The 19,385-nt window shown below is 73.0% G+C and carries 12 protein-coding genes; 10 read left to right on the top strand and 2 right to left on the bottom strand.

Annotated elements, in window-relative coordinates; genetic code table 11:
* The first annotated feature begins 14 nt into the window (after positions 1-14).
* The 7 genes from HNQ01_RS19180 to HNQ01_RS19150 all read left to right on the top strand — a co-directional run bounded on the left by HNQ01_RS19180 (position 15) and on the right by HNQ01_RS19150 (position 9,934).
* Complete coding sequence (locus HNQ01_RS19180) at positions 15-1,151, top strand: flagellar basal body P-ring protein FlgI (protein ID WP_173807156.1); 1,137 nt, start codon at positions 15-17, stop codon at positions 1,149-1,151.
* Between the two features lies 1 nt (position 1,152).
* Complete coding sequence (gene flgJ / locus HNQ01_RS19175; protein WP_173807108.1) at positions 1,153-2,130, top strand: flagellar assembly peptidoglycan hydrolase FlgJ; 978 nt, start codon at positions 1,153-1,155, stop codon at positions 2,128-2,130.
* A gap of 81 nt (positions 2,131-2,211) precedes the next feature.
* Positions 2,212-3,891, top strand: a complete 1,680-nt coding sequence (gene flgK / locus HNQ01_RS19170) for a flagellar hook-associated protein FlgK (RefSeq protein ID WP_173807107.1) — start codon at positions 2,212-2,214, stop codon at positions 3,889-3,891.
* A 16-nt stretch (positions 3,892-3,907) separates the two neighbouring features.
* Positions 3,908-5,140 (top strand): flagellar hook-associated protein FlgL, encoded by a 1,233-nt coding sequence (gene flgL / locus HNQ01_RS19165; protein WP_173807106.1) that lies wholly within the window; start codon positions 3,908-3,910, stop codon positions 5,138-5,140.
* A 63-nt stretch (positions 5,141-5,203) separates the two neighbouring features.
* Positions 5,204-6,412, top strand: coding sequence for an EAL and HDOD domain-containing protein (locus HNQ01_RS19160; RefSeq protein ID WP_173807105.1), 1,209 nt, complete (start codon positions 5,204-5,206; stop codon positions 6,410-6,412).
* Between the two features lie 101 nt (positions 6,413-6,513).
* A complete protein-coding gene (locus tag HNQ01_RS19155) occupies positions 6,514-9,258 on the top strand; it encodes a PAS domain-containing protein (RefSeq protein ID WP_173807104.1) in 2,745 nt (914 codons plus the stop codon).
* Entirely contained in the window at positions 9,251-9,934 is a 684-nt protein-coding gene (locus tag HNQ01_RS19150; RefSeq protein WP_173807103.1) for an ANTAR domain-containing response regulator, read from the top strand. The genes HNQ01_RS19155 and HNQ01_RS19150 overlap by 8 nt, the downstream gene beginning before the upstream one ends.
* Before the next feature lie 9 nt (positions 9,935-9,943).
* Here the strand turns inward: HNQ01_RS19150 and HNQ01_RS19145 are convergent, their stop codons facing one another.
* The gene (locus HNQ01_RS19145; protein ID WP_173807102.1) at positions 9,944-11,299 is read right to left on the bottom strand and encodes a sensor histidine kinase; all 1,356 of its coding nucleotides are present in this window, start codon (positions 11,297-11,299) and stop codon (positions 9,944-9,946) included.
* Between the two features lie 247 nt (positions 11,300-11,546).
* Here HNQ01_RS19145 and HNQ01_RS19140 point away from each other — a divergent pair, with 247 nt between their 5' ends.
* The 3 genes from HNQ01_RS19140 (at position 11,547) to HNQ01_RS19130 (ending at position 18,959) form a co-directional block, all read left to right on the top strand.
* Positions 11,547-15,422 carry a PAS domain-containing hybrid sensor histidine kinase/response regulator gene (locus tag HNQ01_RS19140; RefSeq protein ID WP_173807101.1) on the top strand — a complete coding sequence of 1,292 codons (3,876 nt, stop codon included), beginning with the start codon at positions 11,547-11,549 and terminating at the stop codon, positions 15,420-15,422.
* Positions 15,419-17,596, top strand: a complete 2,178-nt coding sequence (locus HNQ01_RS19135; RefSeq protein ID WP_353621741.1) for a putative bifunctional diguanylate cyclase/phosphodiesterase — start codon at positions 15,419-15,421, stop codon at positions 17,594-17,596. The genes HNQ01_RS19140 and HNQ01_RS19135 overlap by 4 nt, the downstream gene beginning before the upstream one ends.
* 154 nt (positions 17,597-17,750) lie before the next feature.
* On the top strand, positions 17,751-18,959 hold the full coding sequence (locus HNQ01_RS19130) for a hypothetical protein (protein ID WP_173807100.1): 1,209 nt from the start codon (positions 17,751-17,753) through the stop codon (positions 18,957-18,959).
* 96 nt (positions 18,960-19,055) lie between these two features.
* On the opposite strand, the gene HNQ01_RS19125 is transcribed toward HNQ01_RS19130, so the two are convergent.
* Positions 19,056-19,385: UDP binding domain-containing protein (locus HNQ01_RS19125; protein WP_286180985.1), on the bottom strand; the 330-nt coding region annotated here is incomplete at its 5' end.

Here is a 19,385-nt window from a genome sequence, read left to right as displayed (position 1 = left end):
TGGTCTGCGCGGTGATGCTGCTGGCGCTGCTCGCCGCCTGGCTGACCCCGGTCCAGGCCGCGCCTGCAGCACCGGCGCCGGCCGCACCGGCGATGGCGCCGGTGACGACGGCACGCATCAAGGAAGTGGCCTCGGTGCAGGGCGTGCGCCCGAACCAGCTCGTCGGCTACGGCCTGGTCGTCGGCCTCGACGGCACCGGCGACCAGACGACGCAGACCCCCTTCACCACCCAGAGCCTGAGCGCGATGCTGCAGCAGCTCGGCGTGACCGTGCCGGCCGGCACCGCGATGCAGCTCAAGAACGTGGCCGCGGTGCTGGTGACGGCGACGCTGCCGCCCTTCGCGCAGCCGGGCCAGCTGCTGGACGTGACCGTCTCGTCGCTGGGCAACGCCAAGAGCCTGCGCGGTGGCACGCTGGTGGCCACGCCGCTGCGCGGCGCCGACAACCAGATCTACGCGCTGGCCCAGGGCAACCTGATGGTCGGCGGCGCCGGCGCCTCGGCCGGCGGCTCGAAGGTGCAGGTCAACCACCTGCTGGCCGGGCGCATTCCCGGCGGCGCCACCGTCGAGCGCGGCGTGCTCAGCCCGCTGGGGCAGGGCGACTCGCTGCAGCTCGATCTCGCCAGCAGCGACTACGCCACCGCACGCGAGGTGGCCCGCGCGATCAACGCCCGCTTCGGCGCCGGCACTGCGCAGGCGCTCGACGGCCGCGTCGTCAAGGTGCGCCTGCCGGCCACGCCCGACGAGCGGGTGAGCTTCATGGCCGAGGTCGAGAACCTGCCGCTGGAGATGGCCACGCCGGCGGCCAAGGTGGTGGTCAACGCCCGCACCGGCTCGGTGGTGATGAACCAGGCGGTCACGCTCGGCCCCTGCGCGGTCGCGCACGGCAACCTGTCGGTGACGATCAGCTCGACGCCGCAGGTCAGCCAGCCCTCGCCGCTGTCGACCGGCGGGCAGACCGTCGTGACCGAGAAGACCGACATCAAGATGCAGCAGGACGGCGGCGCGCTGATCCAGCTGCCCGCCGGCACGAAGCTGACCGACGTGGTCAAGGCGCTCAATTCGCTCGGCGCGACGCCCGCCGACCTGCTGACGATCCTGCAGGCGATCAAGGCCGCCGGCGCGCTGCACGCCGAACTGGAGGTGATCTGACATGGTCTCGCGTTCTCCGTCTTCCGTCGCGCCCTCGCAGCAGCTCGCCGCCAGCGGCGCCTCGCTGGGCGCGCTGCGCCGCGCCGCCACCGAGGATCCGAAGGCCGCGATCCGCGAGGTCTCGAAGCAGTTCGAGGCGCTGTTCATGCAGGAGCTGATGAAGAGCATGCGCGCCACGACGATGTCGGAGGGCCTGTTCGAGAACCAGGCCACCGGCATGGGCCGCGACATGCTCGACCAGCAGTACGCGGTGCAGATGTCGGGCCAGCCCGGCGGGCTGGCCTCGGCGATCGCGCGCCAGCTCGAGCGCCAGGCCGGCCTGGCCGTCGGCGCCAGCGACACGCCGGCCGCATCGGGCGCGATGACGATGCTGCCGCTGTCGACCTGGGCGATGAACGCGGCCTCGGCGGCCCGCCGACCGGCTGCCGCCGCGGTCGCGCCGGTCGATGCCGACGACGGCGCCGGTGCAGTCGCCACCGATCCGGGCGCGAACGCGCGCCAGTTCATCTCCCGCCATGCCGAGGCCGCGCGCGCCGTCTCAGCCGGCAGCGGCATCCCGGCCGACTTCATGATCGCCCAGGCCGCGCACGAGACCGGCTGGGGCCGGCGCGAGATCCGCGGCAGCGACGGCAGCAACTCCTTCAACCTGTTCGGCATCAAGGCCGGCGCCGGCTGGACCGGACCGACCGTCACCACCACCACCACCGAGGTCATCGACGGCACGCCGCGCAAGGTGCAGGCGCGCTTCCGCGCCTACGGCTCCTACGAGGAGAGCTTCCGCGACTACGCCCGCCTGATCTCGAGCAGCCCGCGCTACGCCGACGCGATGCGCGCGGCCGGCGACGCCGGCGCCTTCGCCAGCGGCCTGCAGCGCGCCGGCTATGCGACCGATCCGGACTACGCCAGCAAGCTCAAGCGTGTGATCCAGACGACCCAGAGGCTTCAGCGCCGGGGCGGTCCTGCCGACATCACGTCCTGAGATCTCGCACTTCAAGACCTTCTTTGCGCGCTCGGGGCCTGAAGCCCGGCGCCTCCGCAACGACCCGGATTCGACCTGACCATGAGCACTTCGACCCTGATGAACATGAGCGTGCAGGCGATGTTCGCCGCGCAGGCCCAGATGGCCACCGCCGGCCACAACATCGTCAACGCCAGCGTCCAGGGCTACTCGCGCCAGACCGTCAAGCTCGGCACCATGGCGGGCGAGAACACGCCGGTGGGCTACATCGGCCGCGGCGTCGAGGTCACCTCGATCGAGCGGGCGGTCAACGGCTTCCTGGGCGGGCAGGTGATCCAGACCCAGTCGCAGGCCGCGGCCGACACCACCCGCGCCGGGCTGCTGCAGCAGCTCGAGGGCGCCTACGGCCTGGGCAAGGAAGGCCTGGGCCAGGCCACCGCCGACCTGTACGCCTCGTTCAGCGACCTGGCCGCCTCGCCGAAGGACGAGTCGGTGCGAGAGGTCGTGATCGGCAAGGCGCAGGAGCTGACCTCGCGCTTCCGTGCCACCGGCAGCCAGATCGAGCAGATGCAGGAGGCCACGCTGTCGCAGGTCGAGGACGAGGTCTCGCTGGTCAACGGCCTGACCGCCAAGATCGCCACGCTCAACGGCAAGCTCGCCGGCACCGGCTCCGAGGTCAACCAGCCCAACGACCTGCTCGACCAGCGCGACCAGCTCATCAAGGAGCTCAGCCAGCATGTCGAGATCAGCCGCGTCGACAACCGCGGCGCCGACGGCAAGAACGACGGCACCGTCAGCCTCTTCGTCGCCGGCGGCCAGTCGCTGGTGCTGGGCAACGACAGCCGCAAGCTGGGCACCACCACCAGCAGCGGCTCGCCGCGCACCATCAGCCTGACGATCGCCTCCAGCGACACCGAGCGGCCGCTCGACGCGGCCAGCATCGGCGGCGGCAACCTCGGCGGCCTGCTGCGCTTCCAGAACGAGGACCTGCCGGAGGCGCGCAGCCAGCTCGGCATGCTCGCCACGGTGCTGGCCGACACGATCAACACCCAGCACGTCCAGGGCACCGACCTGAACGGCGCGGCCGGCGGCGATCTGCTGAAGGTGGGTGCGGCCTCGGTCAAGCCGGACGACGACAACGCGCGCAACGCCGCCGGCCAGCCGGCCACGACGGTGCAGATCACCCGCATCGCCGGACAGGGCGGCGCGCTGAAGGCCAGCGACTACACGCTGCGCGTCGATCCGACCGACTCCTCGCTCTACCAGGTCACGCGCCTGTCGGACAGTACCGTCTTCTCCGGCCTGGCCAGCGGCTCGGTCGTCGACGGCTTCCGCTTCGACGTCGGCGGCGAGTCGATGGCCGCGGGCGACCGCTTCACGCTGCAGCCGGTCAGCCAGGCCGCGCAGGATGCCAACGTCGCGATCACCGACGCGCGCAAGCTGGCCGCGGCCGGCGGCAGCGCCGCGGGCTCGGGCAACGCCAACGCGCTGAAGCTGCAGGCGCTGGCCACCGCGAAGACCTTCGAGGGACGCTCCTTCACCGACGCGCATTCGCGCATGGTCGCCGACCTGGGCGTGAAGGTGCAGCGCGCCGAGTCCGATGCCGACGCCTCGACCAAGGTCGCCGACCGGCTGACCGAGCAGGTCGTCTCCGAGACCGGCGTCAACCTCGAGGAGGAGGCCGCGCGCCTGATGCAGTTCCAGCAGAACTACCAGGTCGCGACCAAGGTGCTGACGACGGCACAGAAGATCTTCGACACCATCCTGTCGATCATGAACTGACCTTGCGGAGTCCGTCATGTCCTATCGCATCGCCTCGGCCCAGAGCCGTGATTTCAGCCTGATCGCGCTGCAGCGCCACGAGAAGTCCCTCAGCGAGGCCCAGCAGCGCCTGATCAGCGGCAAGCGCGTCGACAAGGCCAGCGACGATCCGGCCGCGGCCGCCCGCGCCGAGCGCGCGCTGGTCGACCAGACCCGCCACGAAGGCCTGCTGCGCTCGATGGAGGCCAGCCGCACCTCGATGTCGCTGGCCGAGTCGACGCTCGGCGACGCGATGGAGGTGCTGCAGTCGGCGCGCGAGACGGTGGTCTCGGCCGGCAACGGCGCCTACAACGCCAGCGACCGCGCCTCGCTGGCCGACAGCCTCAAGCATGCGCGCGGCCAGCTGCTGAAGCTGGCCAACACCACCGACACCGGCGACCACTACATCTTCGGCGGCCAGGGGGCCGAGCGCGTGCCCTTCGCCGATGCGGCCGGCGGCGTGACCTTCCAGGGCGTCGCCGAGGAGGCACAGGCCTCGCTCGACGAGGTGCTGCCGCTGTCGGTCGACGGCGAGAGCACCTGGCTGGGCGCGCGCTCGGGCAACGGCGTGTTCGAGACCTCGGCCAGCACGGTGGCGGGCAGCACCGCGTGGATCAGCGCCGGCAGCGTCGGCGACCCGTCGGCGCTGGCGCTGGGCACCGGCGAGAGCTACCAGATGCAGTTCACCTCGGCCGACACCTACACGATCTCGCTGGTCAAGGCCGACGGCTCGAGCCAGCCCTTTCCGGACGCCTCGAGCGCGACGCGGGCCTACACCTCGGGCCAGGCGATCACCGTGCTGCCGGGCATGAACTTCTCGATCACCGGCACGCCGAAGGCGGGCGACACCTTCAGCGTCGAGCCCTCGACCGCGGACCTGAGCGTGTTCGACGCGCTGGACAGGATGATCTCGGTGCTGTCGGACGCGTCGGCCAATTCCGGCGCGCTGCAGCAGACGGTCAACTCCGGCCTGCGCGACCTCGACCAGGTGATGTCGAACCTCCAGTCGGTGCGCTCGCGTGCCGGCAACACGCTCAACCGGCTCGACGGCTTCGAGGCCCGCACCGACAGCCGCGTGCTGGCCGACAAGGAGATCCGCTCCAATGCCGAGGATCTCGACCTGGCCCAGGCCATCTCCGACGTCTCGACCAAGGACACCGTCTACCAGGCGGCGCTGAAGTCCTACGCGATGATCGGCAAGATGTCGCTGTTCGACTACATCGGCGTCTGAACTGCCTGTGTGGATGTCCCGCCCGGATCCGGGCCGACCGGCTCACCCCACGACCCCAACACCATGCTGTTTCCGGACGCCCCCATCCTCGGACAGGTCGCGCTGAGCTATTGCCCGATCATCGACCGCCATCGCAACGTGATGGCCACCCGGCTGACGGTCTTCCCGCTCGGCCAGGCGCGCTGGCTGCCGGTGGGCGAGCTGCTGCGCACCGTCAGCGAGGTCTGGCCGCAGGACGGCCCGCAGGTCGTGCTGTCGGTGCGCTGCGAGAGCCTGCTGGCCGACCTGCTGATGGTCCAGCCGGCGCCCAACGTGATGATCGAGGTGCCCAAGTTCATGGCCGGCGACCCGGCCCACCGCGACGACATCCTGCAGCTGGCGGCCAACGGCAACACGCTGCTGCTGTCGGGCCGGCCCAACCACCCGCTGCCGCGCGAGCTGCTCGGCACCTTCCGCTACTCGATCATCGACCTGGCCGACGAGCGCCGCCTCGACGCGGCGCCGCCGCCACCCGGCGTGACCCGCTCGATCGGCTTCTTCCAGGAGGGCGTGACGACGATCGACCAGATGGAGGGCGCGTTCCGCCGCGGTGCGGTCGCCGTGCTGGGCTGGCCGGTCGACGAGGCGGTGCGGCCGCGCAAGCGCAGCAGCAGCAGCGGCATCCGCCCGGACCTGCAGGTCACGCTCGACCTGATCAACCAGGTCAACAACGAGGAGCCGCTGTCGGTGCTCGAGGCCACGCTCAAGCGCGATCCCTCGCTGGCCTTCAAGCTGATGCGCTACATCAACTCGCCCGTCTTCGGGCTGACGGTCGAGGTGACCTCGTTCTCGCATGCGGTGATGCTGCTGGGCTACCAGCGCCTGAAGCGCTGGCTGTCGCTGCTGCTGGTGACGGCCGGCAACGACCAGAACCAGCGCCCGGTCATGTTCGCCGCGGTGCGCCGTGGCCTGCTGATGGAGGCGCTGGCCGGCGAGAACGCCGGCAGCGACGAGCGCAGCGAGATGTTCATCTGCGGCGTGTTCTCGCTGCTGGACCGGATGTTCCAGAAGCCCTTCGACGAGCTGCTGGCGACGCTGCCGGTGCCGGCGGGCGTGCATGCGGCGCTGGTCGAGGAGAGCGGGCCCTACCACTGCGTGCTCGAGCTGGTGCGCACGCTGGAGGGCGGCAGCGGCTTCGACGTGCGCGATCGGGTCCAGGCCTGCAACCTGCCGATGCGCCATGTGAACCGGGCGCTGCTGCGCTCGCTGGGCAGCGCGCTGCAGGTCAGCTGAGCCCGAGGCGCCCGTGACATCCGCGACGGCTGCCGCCCGGCTGCCGTCGCCCGGCCTGCCGCGGCACGAAAAACCGCGCGGCATCTGCCTACACTGCGGCCATGCCGAATGCAGCCGCTTCCGTCGCCGTTCCCGTTCCTGCCGCCGCCGTGCTGTCGCCGGCGCTGCTGGAGGCACTGTCCGATCCGGTGCTGGTGCTGGCGCCGGACGGCCGGCTCGAGCGGCTCAACCGCGCCGCGCTGCGCCGGCTGGCGCTGGAGCCCGGCACCGCGCTGGCCGACCTGCGCCCGGCGCTGGGCGAGCGGCTGCATGCGCGGCTGTGCGCCGCGCTGCTGGGCGAGGCGGACGTGCTGCCCGGGGCGCTGTCCGGGGAGGCAGCCGACGCGGCCACCCTGGCGCCGCTCGAGGCCGGCCGCTGGGCGCTGGTGATGCCGCTGTCGGCCCTGCAGGAGACGGCCGGGGGGGCACAGGCCGCGCTGCCGCCGGTGGCGCGCACCGAGCTGGCGCTGCGCGAGCAGGTCGAGCGTCTGACGCAGGAGCGCCGGCAGTGGTTCGATTCGGTGCCGATCGGGCTGGTGATCTTCGATGCCGCCGGGCTGGTGCTGCAGTCCAATCCGCGCTTCGCGCAGCTTGCCGGCGAGGTGCCGGTCGACCTGGGCGAGGCCGGCGCGGCGCTGCGCGACCTGCTCGGCTGGCCGGGCGAGTCGCTGGCGCGGCTGCAGCCGGGGGACGGCAACTGGTGGGTGCGCGAGCGCGAGTTCGACGCGCAGCAGCCCGGCCTGCAGCGCTGGCTGCGCGCGCGGGTGCGCTGCAGCGGCGTGCGCCAGGGCCTGCGCCGCTATCTCGGCCTGATCGAGGACTGCAGCGCCGAATACCGCCGCGACCAGGCCGAGCAGACGCTCGAGGACCTGCACGGCATTCTCGAGAGCTCGCCGGTGGGCATCGCCTCGCTGCGCGGCTTCCGGGTCGCGCACTGCAACCGCCGCTTCGAGCGCATGCTGCGGGTGCCCGCCGGCGAGGCGCTGGGTGCCGACATCCGCCGCCTGCTGGCCGCCGGCACCGGCGAGGCCGCCGACACCGCCTATGACGAGGACGGCCCGATCGGTGCGGCGCTGGCCGACGGCGGCCTGCACGAGACCGAGATCGAGGTGCGCGGCGACGACGGCCAGACGCACTGGCATGCGCTGTCGATCCGCCGCATCGGTCCGTCCGGCGAGGCGCCGCAGGCCATCGCCGTGCTCAGCGAGATCACCCGGCGCAAGGCCCAGCAGGCCGAGCTCGAGCACCTGGCGCTCGAGCGCGAGCGCATGGCGCTGGCGCTGGGCCAGCAGGCCGACCGCACCCGCGCGGTGCTCGACTCGGTGCTGGTGGGCATCGTCACGGCCGACGAGCGCGGCCGCATCCTGTGGCTGAACCGCTCGGCGCGGCGCATGTTCGGCGGCGACCTGGGCGACTTTCTCGGCCGGCCGCTCGACATCGTCGCCACGCCGCAGGCCGCGCATCCGTTCCGCCGCACGGTGGCGCTGTTCGAGGCGCTGCGCGACGGCGAGGCGGTGCAGTTCGAGTGCCAGGTCCAGGCCTGCGACGGACGCACCTTCTGGATCGTCGGCAACGCGGTGGCCACCCAGGGTCTGGACGGCCGGCGCGAGATGACCTTCGCGATGATGGACATCGACCAGCGCCGCCAGGCCGAGGCGCGCATCGCCGAGGCCCAGGCCTCGCTGCAGCGCATCATCGAGGCCGCGCCGATGGCGATCGCGGTCTGCGATGCCGCGACGATGGCGGTGCAGCAGCTCAACCATGTCGCCGCCGGCCTGTGCGGCGTGACCGCGCCCGAGCAGGCCATCGGCCGCACGCCCGAGGACCTCTATCCGCCGGAGTTGGCGCAGCGGCTGCGCGCCGACTTCGACGCCGCGCTGGCGCAGCCGCAGGGCGTGACGCAGCGCGAGTACATGCTGCGCCGCAAGGGGCGCGACGAGGTCTGGGATGCGCGCTTCCTGCCGCTGGCGCGCGGTGCGGGCCGCGTCGACCAGCTGCTGATGGTGGCCACCGACGTCAGCGCGCAGCGTGCGGCGCAGAAGGCCGAGCTGGAGGCGGCGATCGCGCAGCGCGAGATGCTGGTGCAGGAGGTGCACCACCGCATCAAGAACAACCTGCAGGGCGTCGCCGGCCTGATGCAGCAGGCGGCCAACCGCCGCCCGGAGGTGCGCCCGCTCATCGCCGAGGTGGTCGGCCAGGTCCAGGCGATCGCGCAGGTCTACGGCCTGCAGGTCGGCAACACCGGGCTGCTGGCGGTGCGCAGCGTGGTCGAGGCGATCGCGCAGTCGGTGCAGCGCACCTTCGGCCATGCGATCGCGCTGGAGGTCGAGCAGGCGGGCGATGCGCCGGCCGCGCCCGGCTGGGTGCTGCCGGAGGCCGAGTCCATCCCGATCGCGCTGACGCTCAACGAGCTGTTCACCAACGCGGTCAAGCACAGCGCCTCGGCCGAGCCGGTGGGCTGCCGCCTGGCGCTGCAGGCCACCGGCGTCGAGATCGTCATCCGCAACGCCGGGCGGCTGCACGAGGGCTTCCGCATCGACCACCGGCCGGCGACCGTCTCCGGCCTGGGCCTGGTGCGCGCGCTGCTGCCGCGCCGCCATGCCAGCCTGACGATGGACGAGCAGGGCGGGGCGGTGCGTGCGATCGTGCGCCTGGCGCCGCCGGTGGTGCGTTCATCTTCTCCGGAGTCCTCCCCGGACGCGAGGGGGGCGGCCGCGTCCGGGGCGCGTGCGGCTGCGCGACAATCCCAGCCGTCGCCGGCACCGGGCCGGCCGACCTCAGCAACAAGGCAGGAACACGGTGTCTGACAGCCCCGCAGCAGCTCCCGCATCGGCAAGCCCGGCCGCACCCGCGCGCGGCCGCATCCTCGTCGTCGACGACGACCGCCTGGTGCTGGCCACCGTGGTGCACGGGCTGGCCGACGCCGGCTTCGACATCATCGACGCCGACAACGGCGACGACGCCATCCTGCTGGCGCGCGAGCACCGCCCGGACCTGGCGCTGCTCGACATCCGCATGGACGGCATGAGCGGCTTCGACGTGGCGCGCTACCTGCGCGACGCGCTGCAGGTGCCCTTCGTCTTCCTGTCGGCCTTCTCCGACGAGGCGACGCTGGCGCAGATCCGCGCGCTGGGCGCGCTGGCCTCGCTGGTCAAGCCGCTCGACATCGCGCAGATCATCCCGGCGGTCGAGCAGGCGCTGGCGCAGGTGCGCAGCCAGCGCGACGCTGCGCTGCAGCCGCCCGAGTCCGTGCCGGTGGCGGCGGTCACCCGCGTGCCGGCCGAGGCGCCGGCGCAGCCGCAGCCGCTCGACGACATGGTCGCGATCGCGATCGGCATCGTGATGCACCGCTTCTCGCTGGACCGCGCCGCCGCGCTGCAGCGCCTGGAGCGGCTCGCGCGCCAGGAGGGCCGGCCGCTGGCGCAGAGCTGCCGCGGCATGGTGGACGCGCTGGAGCGGCTGGCGCTGGCCGGAGGACTCTGAGCGCGGGCGTCAGCCCAGCGTGAACCAGAAGGTCGCGCCCTGGTTGACCGCGGCCTCGGCGCGGATGTCGCCGCCGTGGCGGCGCAGGATGCGCCGCACCGAGGCCAGGCCGACGCCGGTGCCGGCGAACTCGGTGGCGCCGTGCAGGCGCTGGAAGGCGCCGAACAGCTTGCCGGCGAAGCGCATGTCGAAGCCGGCGCCGTTGTCGCGCACGAAGAAGGCCTCGCGGCCGCGCTCCGGATCGCGCGCGCGGCCGAACTCGATCAGCGCGGCCTCGCGGCGCGACGAGTACTTCCAGGCGTTGCCGATCAGGTTGTCGAGCACGATGCGCAGCAGCGCCGGGTCGCCCGTCGCGCTCAGGCCGTCGGCGATGCGCACCTCGACCTGGCGCTCGGGCGCCTGCTGGCGCAGCTCCTCGACGATCTGCCGCGCCATCTCGCCCAGGTCGACCTCGACCGACTGCAGCGGCTGGGTCGACAGCCGCGACAGCGCCAGCAGCGCGTCGATCATGCCGTTCATGCGCGTGGCCGCGCCCATGATGCGCTCGAGGTGGTCGTTGCCGACGCGGTCGAGCAGGTGGCCGTAGTCCTCGCGCACGATGCGGGTGAAGCCCTCGATGACGCGGATCGGCGCGCGCAGGTCGTGCGAGACGGTGTAGACGATCGCGGCGCGGTCGTCCTCGGCGGCCCGGGCCTCGGCCGAGGCCGGGCCCGGCGCGGCCGTGGTCGGCGCGGCGGCGGGTGTCGCCCCGCCGGCGGGCGCGGCGGCCGTCGGCGGCAGCCACAGGATCAGGCTGCCGTCGGGCAGGTCGATGCGCCGCGCGCGGGCGCCCGGCGTGCCGGCCTGGGCGACCAGCTCGGCGAGCATGCGGTCGAGCGCGACGCTGCCCTGCGCCGGAAGCGTCGCGCGGGCCATCTCGTTGGCGCTGAGCAGCTGCCAGGCCGTGCCGTCGGCGCGGGCGGCGCGCATCAGCATGGCCGGTCCCGGCAGGCCGCCCAGCAGCTGGCGCTGCAGCTCGAGCAGCTGCGCCACCGGCAGGCGCAGCGCGGGTGGCTGCGCGGGGGCGCGGGTGGCCGGGCCGCCGGCCAGCATCGACTCGCCGCCGGCGCCGGCGGGCGTGGGCGGCTGCGGGCGGGCCGGGCGCAGCAGCTGCACCAGCAGCGCCACCAGCGCCGCGGCGGCGGCGCCCACCAGCGCGATCACGCCGGCCAGCGGCAGCGGGGCCTCGGCCGGTGCCGCCAGCCAGTGCGTGCCCAGGTGCAGCAGCAGCGCGGCCGCGACCGTGCCCGCCAGCCGGGCCGGCAGAGGCCAGGGCACCGGCTCGCGCTGGAGCGATTCCGGACGGGATGGCGGAGGCGACGACATGGGCGGCGATTGTAGGGATCGCACCTGACACCGGCCCGGCGCGGGGCGCCGGCGGTGACAGTTCCGGCGGGAACTCCGGGGAAATTGCGCGCCTGGGTGTGCGTTCCCCGCTTCATCGGCGCATTCGCCGGCCCGGCCTGCACCTATGCTCGGCGCACCCCGCACGGGCGGCGGCCGCGGCCGCGGCGCCCGGTTCCCGGGGGAGTCTGCCGTCCAGAAACCCCGACCGTCTCGCGCGAGCGCGCCCATGCCGACTTCTCCTGCCTCCCTGTCCGATCCGGCGCAGGGTCCTGACGATGCTGTGTCCGACGCCGTGCTGGCGCTGTCGCGCCGCCTGCAGCAGGCCGCGTCGCTGCAGGACGGGCTCTGCCTGGCCGCACCGGAGCTGCGGCGCTGGACCGGTGCGACCGGCGCTGTGCTGCTGCGGGTCGACGAGGCGGCCGACGGTTCGGCGCTGGTGCGGCCGTGGCCGGTCAGCGGCCGCGCCGGCGAGGAGATGATCGATCTCGACAGCCTGCGCTCGGTGCGCAGCGATGCGACCGCGCTCGGGCAGGTCCTGGCGCGCCGTGCGCCGGTGCAGGCGCCGGCCGAGCGGCCCGGGCCGCCCTGGCGGGCCGGCGCGGTGCGCGGCGTGCTGGTGCTGCCGGTCGTCGAGGCCGGGCGCCTCGTGGCGGCGCTGGAGCTGCACGATCCGGCCCCGCTGCCGTCGCCGCCGTGGCGCCGGCTCGACGCCATCGGCCTGCAGCTGGCGCATCTGGCCGAGCGCGACCGCCTGCGCGACGAGGTCGCGCTCGGCGTCGAGCGGCTGGCGCGGCTCGAGCTGCTGGCCGCGCGCATCGGCCGCGGCGCGGTCATCACCGACGCGCGCGGCCGCGTCGAGTGGGCGCATCCGGGCTTCGCCCAGGTCACCGGCCATGCGGCGTCGCGGCTGCGCGGGCGGCTGCTGTGGGAGCTGCTGCCGGGGCTGGCGGCCGGCGACGACGTGCGGCCGGCGCTGATGCTGCGCGAATGCCTGCTGCGCGGCGAGGATTTCGTGCGCGAGTTCGTCGCGCGGCGCGGCGTCGACGACGTGCTGCCGGGCGATCCGTACTGGCTCGAGATCGACGCGCGGGTGGTCATCGACACCGTCGAGCGCCTGCCGCGGGTGGTCTGCGTCTGCCGCGACGTGACCGACCGCAAGGAGCGCGAGTTCGGCATCGACGAGGGGCGCGCGCTGCTGGCGGTGCTGACCGAGCACATCCCGATCAGCCTGGTGGTGCTCGATGCGCAGCAGTTCCGGGTCGTGTCGCTGAACCGCCAGGCCGAGCTGGAGTTCGCCGCCTCGAGCGGGCAGGCCGGCGGCTGGGGGGTCGACGAGCTGCTGGGCGGCGGCGTGCAGGCGCAGCTCCAGCCGCATCTGGTGCAGGCGCTGGGCTGCGCCGGCGCGGTCGAGCACGAGTTCTGCCGCGCCAGCGCCGACGGCGACCGGCTCTTCAGCGCCCGCCATGTCGCGGTGCGCAACCGGCTCGGCCGCCCGACGGTGCTGATCTGCCAGCTGCGCGACATCACCCAGCAGCGGCGCGACGCCCAGCAGCTGCGCGAGTCCGAGGAGCGCTACCGCGAGCTGGTCGAGGCGATCGACGAGGGCGTCTTCTTCACCAGCAGCCGTCCGGACGCGCCCGGCCATGTCGGCGCGCGGGTGCTCGACCTGCTCGGCCTGCCGGGCCTGCCGAGCTGGCCGGCCGACGGGCTGCTGTCGCTGCGGGTGCTGCCGCAGGATCGCCCGCTGCTCGAGCGCCAGCGCGAGCAGGAGCGCCAGGACGGCGCCAGCGACCTGACGCTGCGCATCCGCCATCCGGTGCACGGCCTGCGCTGGCTGCGCCAGCGCACCCGGGTGCGCCATCTGCCCGGCGGCGAGACGCGGGTCTACGGCCTGCTCGACGACGTGACCGAGGAGCGCGAGCGCGAGCTGCAGCTTCAGGCCGCGCGCGACGCCGCCGAGGCCGCCAGCCGCGCCAAGAGCCAGTTCATGGCGACGATGAGCCACGAGATCCGCACGCCGATGAACGGCATTCTCGGCATGACCGAGCTGCTGCTGGGCACGCGGCTCGACGAGCGCCAGCGCCGCTTCGCGCAGTCGGTCTACCGCTCCGGCGAGACGCTGCTGGAGATCATCAACGACGTGCTCGACTTCGCGAAGATCGAGGCCGGCCGGCTCGAGCTGGTGCCGGCCGAGTTCGGCCTGCGCGCGCTGGTGGAGGACACGCTGGAGCTGATGTCGCCGCGTGCGCACGAGAAGGGCCTGGAGCTGGGGCTGCACGACTCGCCCGACCTGCCGGCCGTGATCCGCGCCGACGCGCTGCGGCTGCGCCAGGTGCTGACCAACCTGATCTCGAACGCGATCAAGTTCACCGAGCACGGGGACGTGACCGTCGCGCTGAGCTGCCTGCCGGCCCCGGCCGGCGCCGATCCCGGCACGCTGACCCTTCTTTTCGAGGTGCGCGACACCGGCATCGGCATCGCGCCGGAGGCGGTGCCGCGCCTGTTCACCGCCTTCACCCAGGTGCACGAGGGCATGGCACGGCGCTACGGCGGCACCGGCCTGGGCCTGGCGATCTCGCGCCAGCTCGTCGAGCTGATGGGCGGCACCATCGAGGTCGAGAGCCGGCCGGGCGTCGGCTCGGTGTTCCGCTTCGCGATCCCGGCCGGGCCGGTGCCGGCCACCGGGACGCCGGCGGCCGATCCGTCCGGGCCGGCCGCGTCGGTCGGGGCGGGCGGGGTGGACGACGGGGCGCCGATGCCGGGGCTGAAGGTGCTGGTCGTCGACGATCACGAGACCAACCGCACCGTGCTGGAGAACCTGCTCGGCGCCTGGGGGCTGCGGGTGACGCTGGCCGACGGCGCGCAGCCGGCGCTGGCGCTGCTGCGCCAGCAGGCGCTGCACGCCGGCGACGCGCCCTTCGACCTGCTGCTGATCGACTGGCACATGCCCGACATGGACGGCATCGCGCTGGCGCGGCAGATCCGCGCCGAGGGCCTGGCGGCGCAGGCGCGGCGCGTGCTGCTGTCCTCGGTGGCGGCCCCCGACGACGCGCGCATCGCCCGCGAGGCCGGCTTCGACCTCTTCCTGCACAAGCCGGTGCGCAAGACCGAGCTGCGCCAGGTCATTCTCGGCATCGGCGCCGAGGTGCGCCCGGCCGGCGAGCTGGTCGTGCCGCAGTTCGGCGCGTCGGTGCTGGTGGTCGAGGACAACCCGGTCAACCAGGAGGTCATGGGCCAGATGCTGCAGCGCCTGGGCTGCGCGGTGCGGGTGGCCGGCTCGGCGATGGAGGGCCTGCGCCAGCTCTGCGAGCGCCGCTTCGACCTGGTGCTGATGGACATCCAGATGCCGGGCATGGACGGCATCGAGGCGCTGCGCTGCCTGCGCAGCGGCCCGGACGCGCGCTGGCGCTTCGTCACGCCGCGGCGCACGCCGGTCATCGCGGTGACCGCCAACGCGCTCGAGGGCGACGAGGACCGCTTCCTGTCGCTGGGCTTCGACGCCTACCTGGCCAAGCCCTACCGGCAGGGGCAGCTGCTGGCGGTGCTCGGGCGCTTCCTGGGCGACCGCCTCGGGCCGGGCGGCGGGGCGGTCGTCGAGGCGGCCGCGCGCACGCTGCCGGGCGAGCTCGCGCCCGATCGCCTCGACGACGAGCTCGGCCGCATCGAGCGCTCGCTGCGGCTCGACCTGCCCGACGAGGAGCCCGGCGCCGAGCTCGCCCCGCTGCTCGATCCGCAGGCGATGCGCCGGCTGCACGACCTCGATCCGGACGGGCGCAACCAGCTGGTGCGCCGGGTGATGCAGGCCTTCGACGCGTCGATCACCCGCATGCTGCCGATGCTCGATCCCGGCCCGCTCGGCCAGGACCCGGCCGCGGTGCGCCATGTCACGCATACTCTGCGCTCCTCCGCGGCCAGCCTCGGGGCGCTGCGGCTGTCGGCGCTGTGCACCGAATGCGATCAGGCGCTGCGCCAGGGCGGCGACGCGCGCACGCTGGCCGGGCTGCTGCAGGGCCTGCGGGCGGAAATGATCAGGATCCAGGAGGGGGTCAGGCAGCGCCTGGAGGCGATGTCCCCCGCCGCGGCGACAGGACGGCACGAGTGAACGACCGATACATGACCGAGGGCTGCGAGGACGGCCCGCACGAACGCCAGCCCCGGGTGCTGCTGGTCGACGACGACCCGGTCAACCTGCTGCTGACCGCGGCGGCGCTGCGCGAGCGCGGCTTCACCGTCGTCGAGGCCGAGGGCGGGCTCGAGGCGCTGCGCCAGCTCGCCGACTGGCTGCCCGACGTGATCGTGCTCGACGCGATGATGCCGGGCATCGACGGCTTCGAGACCTGCCGCGAGCTGCGCGAGCTGCCCGGCTTCGAGCTGATGCCGGTGCTGATGCTGACCGGCCTGGAGGACGAGGACTCGATCGAGCGCGCCTTCGATGCCGGCGCGACCGACTTCTTCGTCAAGTCGACGCAGTGGGTGCTGCTGGCCGGGCGGCTGCACTACCTGCTGCGCTCGACGCGCATCCACATGGCGCTGCTGCGCAGCCAGGCCCGGCTGACCCGCGCGCAGGACCTGGCGCGCATGGGCAGCTTCGAGTGGCTGGCCACGCAGGGCCTGCGCCTCGAGCCGGAGGCGCGCCGGGTGATCGGGCGCAACGGTCCGCGGCCGATGTCGCTGCAGGAGGTGATGCACCTGATCGCGCCGGCGCAGCGCCGCGCGATGCTGGCGCGCATGCGCGAGGCGCTGCGCCACGCCTGCGTGATCGACTGCGACGTGGCGATCCGCGGCGAGCGGGTGCTGCATGTCGAGGCCGAGCCGCAGTTCGACGAGCAGGGCCGGCTGGCCGGCTACGGCGGCATCCTGCAGGACGTGACCGAGCGGCGCATGGCCGAGGACAAGATCCGCCAGCTGGCCAACTTCGACTCGCTGACCGGCCTGCCGAACCGGCGCCAGCTGATCTGGCGCGCCGAGCGGGCGCTGGAGAGCGCGCAGCGCCAGGGCCACCGCTTCGCGCTGCTGCTGATCGACCTGGACCGCTTCAAGAACATCAACGACACGCTCGGCCACGCCCGCGGCGACGACCTGCTGGTCGAGATCGGCCGGCGGCTGCGCGGCTGCGTGCATCACTGCGACCAGATCGTCGCGCCCGGCATCGACGAGGCGCTGCTGCGCTCGCACCGCGCGCTCGAGGCGGTCGGGCGGCTGGGCGGCGACGAGTTCGTCGCGCTGCTGCCCGAGGTCGCCGGCCAGGAGCAGGCGCTGGCGGTGGCCGACGCGATGCTGCGGGCGCTGCGCGAGCCGGTGGTGCTGGCCGGGCGCGAGTACTTCGTCACCGCCAGCATCGGCATCGGCGTCTATCCGGGCGACGGCGTCTCGGTGGTCGACCTGCTGCGCAATGCCGACATCGCGATGTACGCCGCCAAGGCCGACGGCCGCAACGCGCTGCAGCTCTTCCATCCCGACCTGATCGGCCGCAGCCGCGAGAAGCTCGAGATCGAGACCGCGCTGCACAAGGCGCTCGAGCGCGGCGAGCTGGTGCTGCACTACCAGCCGCAGATCGAGGCCGCCGACGGGCGCGTGCGCGCCGTCGAGGCGCTGATGCGCTGGCGGCGCGACGGCGCGCTGGTGCAGCCGGGCGACTTCATCCCGGTGGCCGAGGAGACCGGCCTGATCGTGCCGATGAGCGAATGGGCGATCGGCGAGGCCGCGCGCCAGATCGCCGCCTGGCGAGATCACCACGGCCTGGACCTCGCGGTCGCGGTCAACCTGCCCAGCCGCGCCTTCGAGCGCTTCGACCTGGTCGAGCAGGTGCGCGAGGCCACGCGTTCGCTCGGGCTGCCGGAGCGAGCGCTGCAGCTCGAGATCACCGAGACCGCGCTGATGCGCAACATCGACCAGGTCATCCCGGTGCTGCACCGGCTGACGCAGACCGGCGTCGAGATCGCGATCGACGACTTCGGCACCGGCTATTCCTCGCTGGCCTACCTGACGCAGCTGCCGATCCGCGAGCTCAAGATCGACCAGTCCTTCGTTCGCTACCTCGGCGAGCGCGAGCAGAGCACCGCGGTGGTGACCGCGGTGATCGCGCTGGCGCGCTCGCTGCGGCTGCGGGTCGTCGCCGAGGGCGTCGAGACGCCGCTGCAGGAGCAGGTGCTGCGCGGCCTGGGCTGCGACACGCTGCAGGGCCGGCGCTTCGCTCCGCCGATGCCGGCCGAGGACCTGGCGCGCTGGCTCGAGCGCGGCGGCCGCGCCACGCCGGCACGCGATCCGGCCGGCTGAGCGGTCATAGTGCCGGGCGCGGTCGCGGCCGAACTGGAAACGCGAGGTTCCGGACCGCAGAATCCGGGACATGGCGCATCGCGCCGGGCGCTGCATTAGCATCCGGCCCGACCCGTTCCGACTCTCTCCGATCCAGACCATCCAGGGATTGCCCATGACCCGACTTGCCGTCCGCCTCGTTCCGCTGACCGCCGCGCTGCTGCTGGCCCTGCCGGCCGCCCAGGCCGAGACCAGCCCCTGGTACATCGGTGCCTCGCAGGCCTTCACCCGCAACAGCAACGTCTTCTACGCCCCCGACGACCGGGCGCTGTCCGACACCATCTCGTCGACCGGCGTGCGCCTGGGCCTGGACCAGCCGATCAGCCGCCAGCGTCTGTCGGCCAGCGTCAGCGCCAACAGCAACCGCTACAGCAGCCTCGACTACCTGAACCACACCGACTATTCGCTCGACACGAAGCTCGACCTCGAGACGGTCGAGCACATCTCCGGACAGATCTCGTTCCAGGCCGCGCAGAGCCTGCCCAAGGACCAGAACCTGTATTCGACCGGCGAGCGCAACCTGCTGACGACCCGCGCGCTCAATGCACGCGGCCAGATCGGTCTGGGGTCGACGATGTGGTCCTTCGATGCGGGCGCTGCCACGAACCAGATCCGCTACAGCGCCTCGAACTACAAGGGCAACAACTACGACCAGTCCTCGGTCAATGCCGGTCTGCGCTACCGTCCTGCCAGCGGTCTGACGCTGGGGGCCAGCCTGCGCCGCGGCAAGGTCGACTACGTCGATTCCGGCGTGAAGCTCGATCGCAATGACCTGGATCTGCTGGCCTGGGCCAGCGACGGCGGAGCGAGCAGCTATGACGCGCGGCTCAGCATGACGAGGTCGGAGTCGCTGCAGAGCAATCGAACGAACCGGACCTGGACCGGCACGGCTGGCTGGACCTGGAAACCGACTGGCAAGCTGTCGACCGCGCTGCGCCTGACCCGGGACAACAGCGATGCCAGCTACGACTACGCGCTGGGCTCCCTGTCGATCAACGGGGGCAACCGCACCGAGATCAGCACCACGCTGTCGCTGAACGCGAACTGGCAGGCGACCTCGAAGATCTCGGTCGGCGGCAATCTGGCCTACGCACGCCGATCGCTCGACCAGACCTTCCTGACGGTCGTCGGCATCGTGCCGGTCAGCGCGAGCGACCGCACCACCAGCCTGGGGCTGAACATCAGCTACGAGCTGATGCGCAACATCGACCTGGGCTGCGGCGTGACCTGGGCCAACCGCAGCGCCTCCGATGCCACCCAGCTGCTGACGCGCCAGTTCAAGGTCACCACCTACAGCTGCTCCGGCCAGATCTACCTGCGCTGAGTGCGCTGAGCGCATGCCGGATGCATGAAGAAGGGGCGCCGAGGCGCCCCTTGTCGTCGCGGGCCGGTGTCGGCCCGCGCTCCGGTGTCCGGCCGCTCAGCGCCGGCCGATCGAGTGGTACTCCAGCCCGAACGAGCGGATCAGTTCCGGCTCGTACAGGTTGCGACCGTCGAAGACGATCCTGTCCTTGAGGCTGTTGCGCAGGTCGTCGAAGTCCGGCGTGCGGAATTCCTTCCACTCGGTGACGATCAGCAGCGCGTCGGCGCCTTCCAGCGCCTGCTTCTGGCTCTCGGCGTAGCTCAGGCCCGCCCAGCCCTCCATCACCCGCTGCGCCTCGGTGGCCGCCACCGGGTCATAGGCCTGCACCTTGGCGCCGCGCGCCAGCAGCTCCTTGATGATCACCCGGCTCGGCGCCTCGCGCATGTC

The organism is Sphaerotilus uruguayifluvii, assembly GCF_013294065.1.
GTDB classification, from domain to species: domain Bacteria; phylum Pseudomonadota; class Gammaproteobacteria; order Burkholderiales; family Burkholderiaceae_C; genus Sphaerotilus; species Sphaerotilus uruguayifluvii.
Note: the sequence above shows the minus strand (reverse complement) of the source record. Positions and strands in the feature narration are given on the sequence as shown.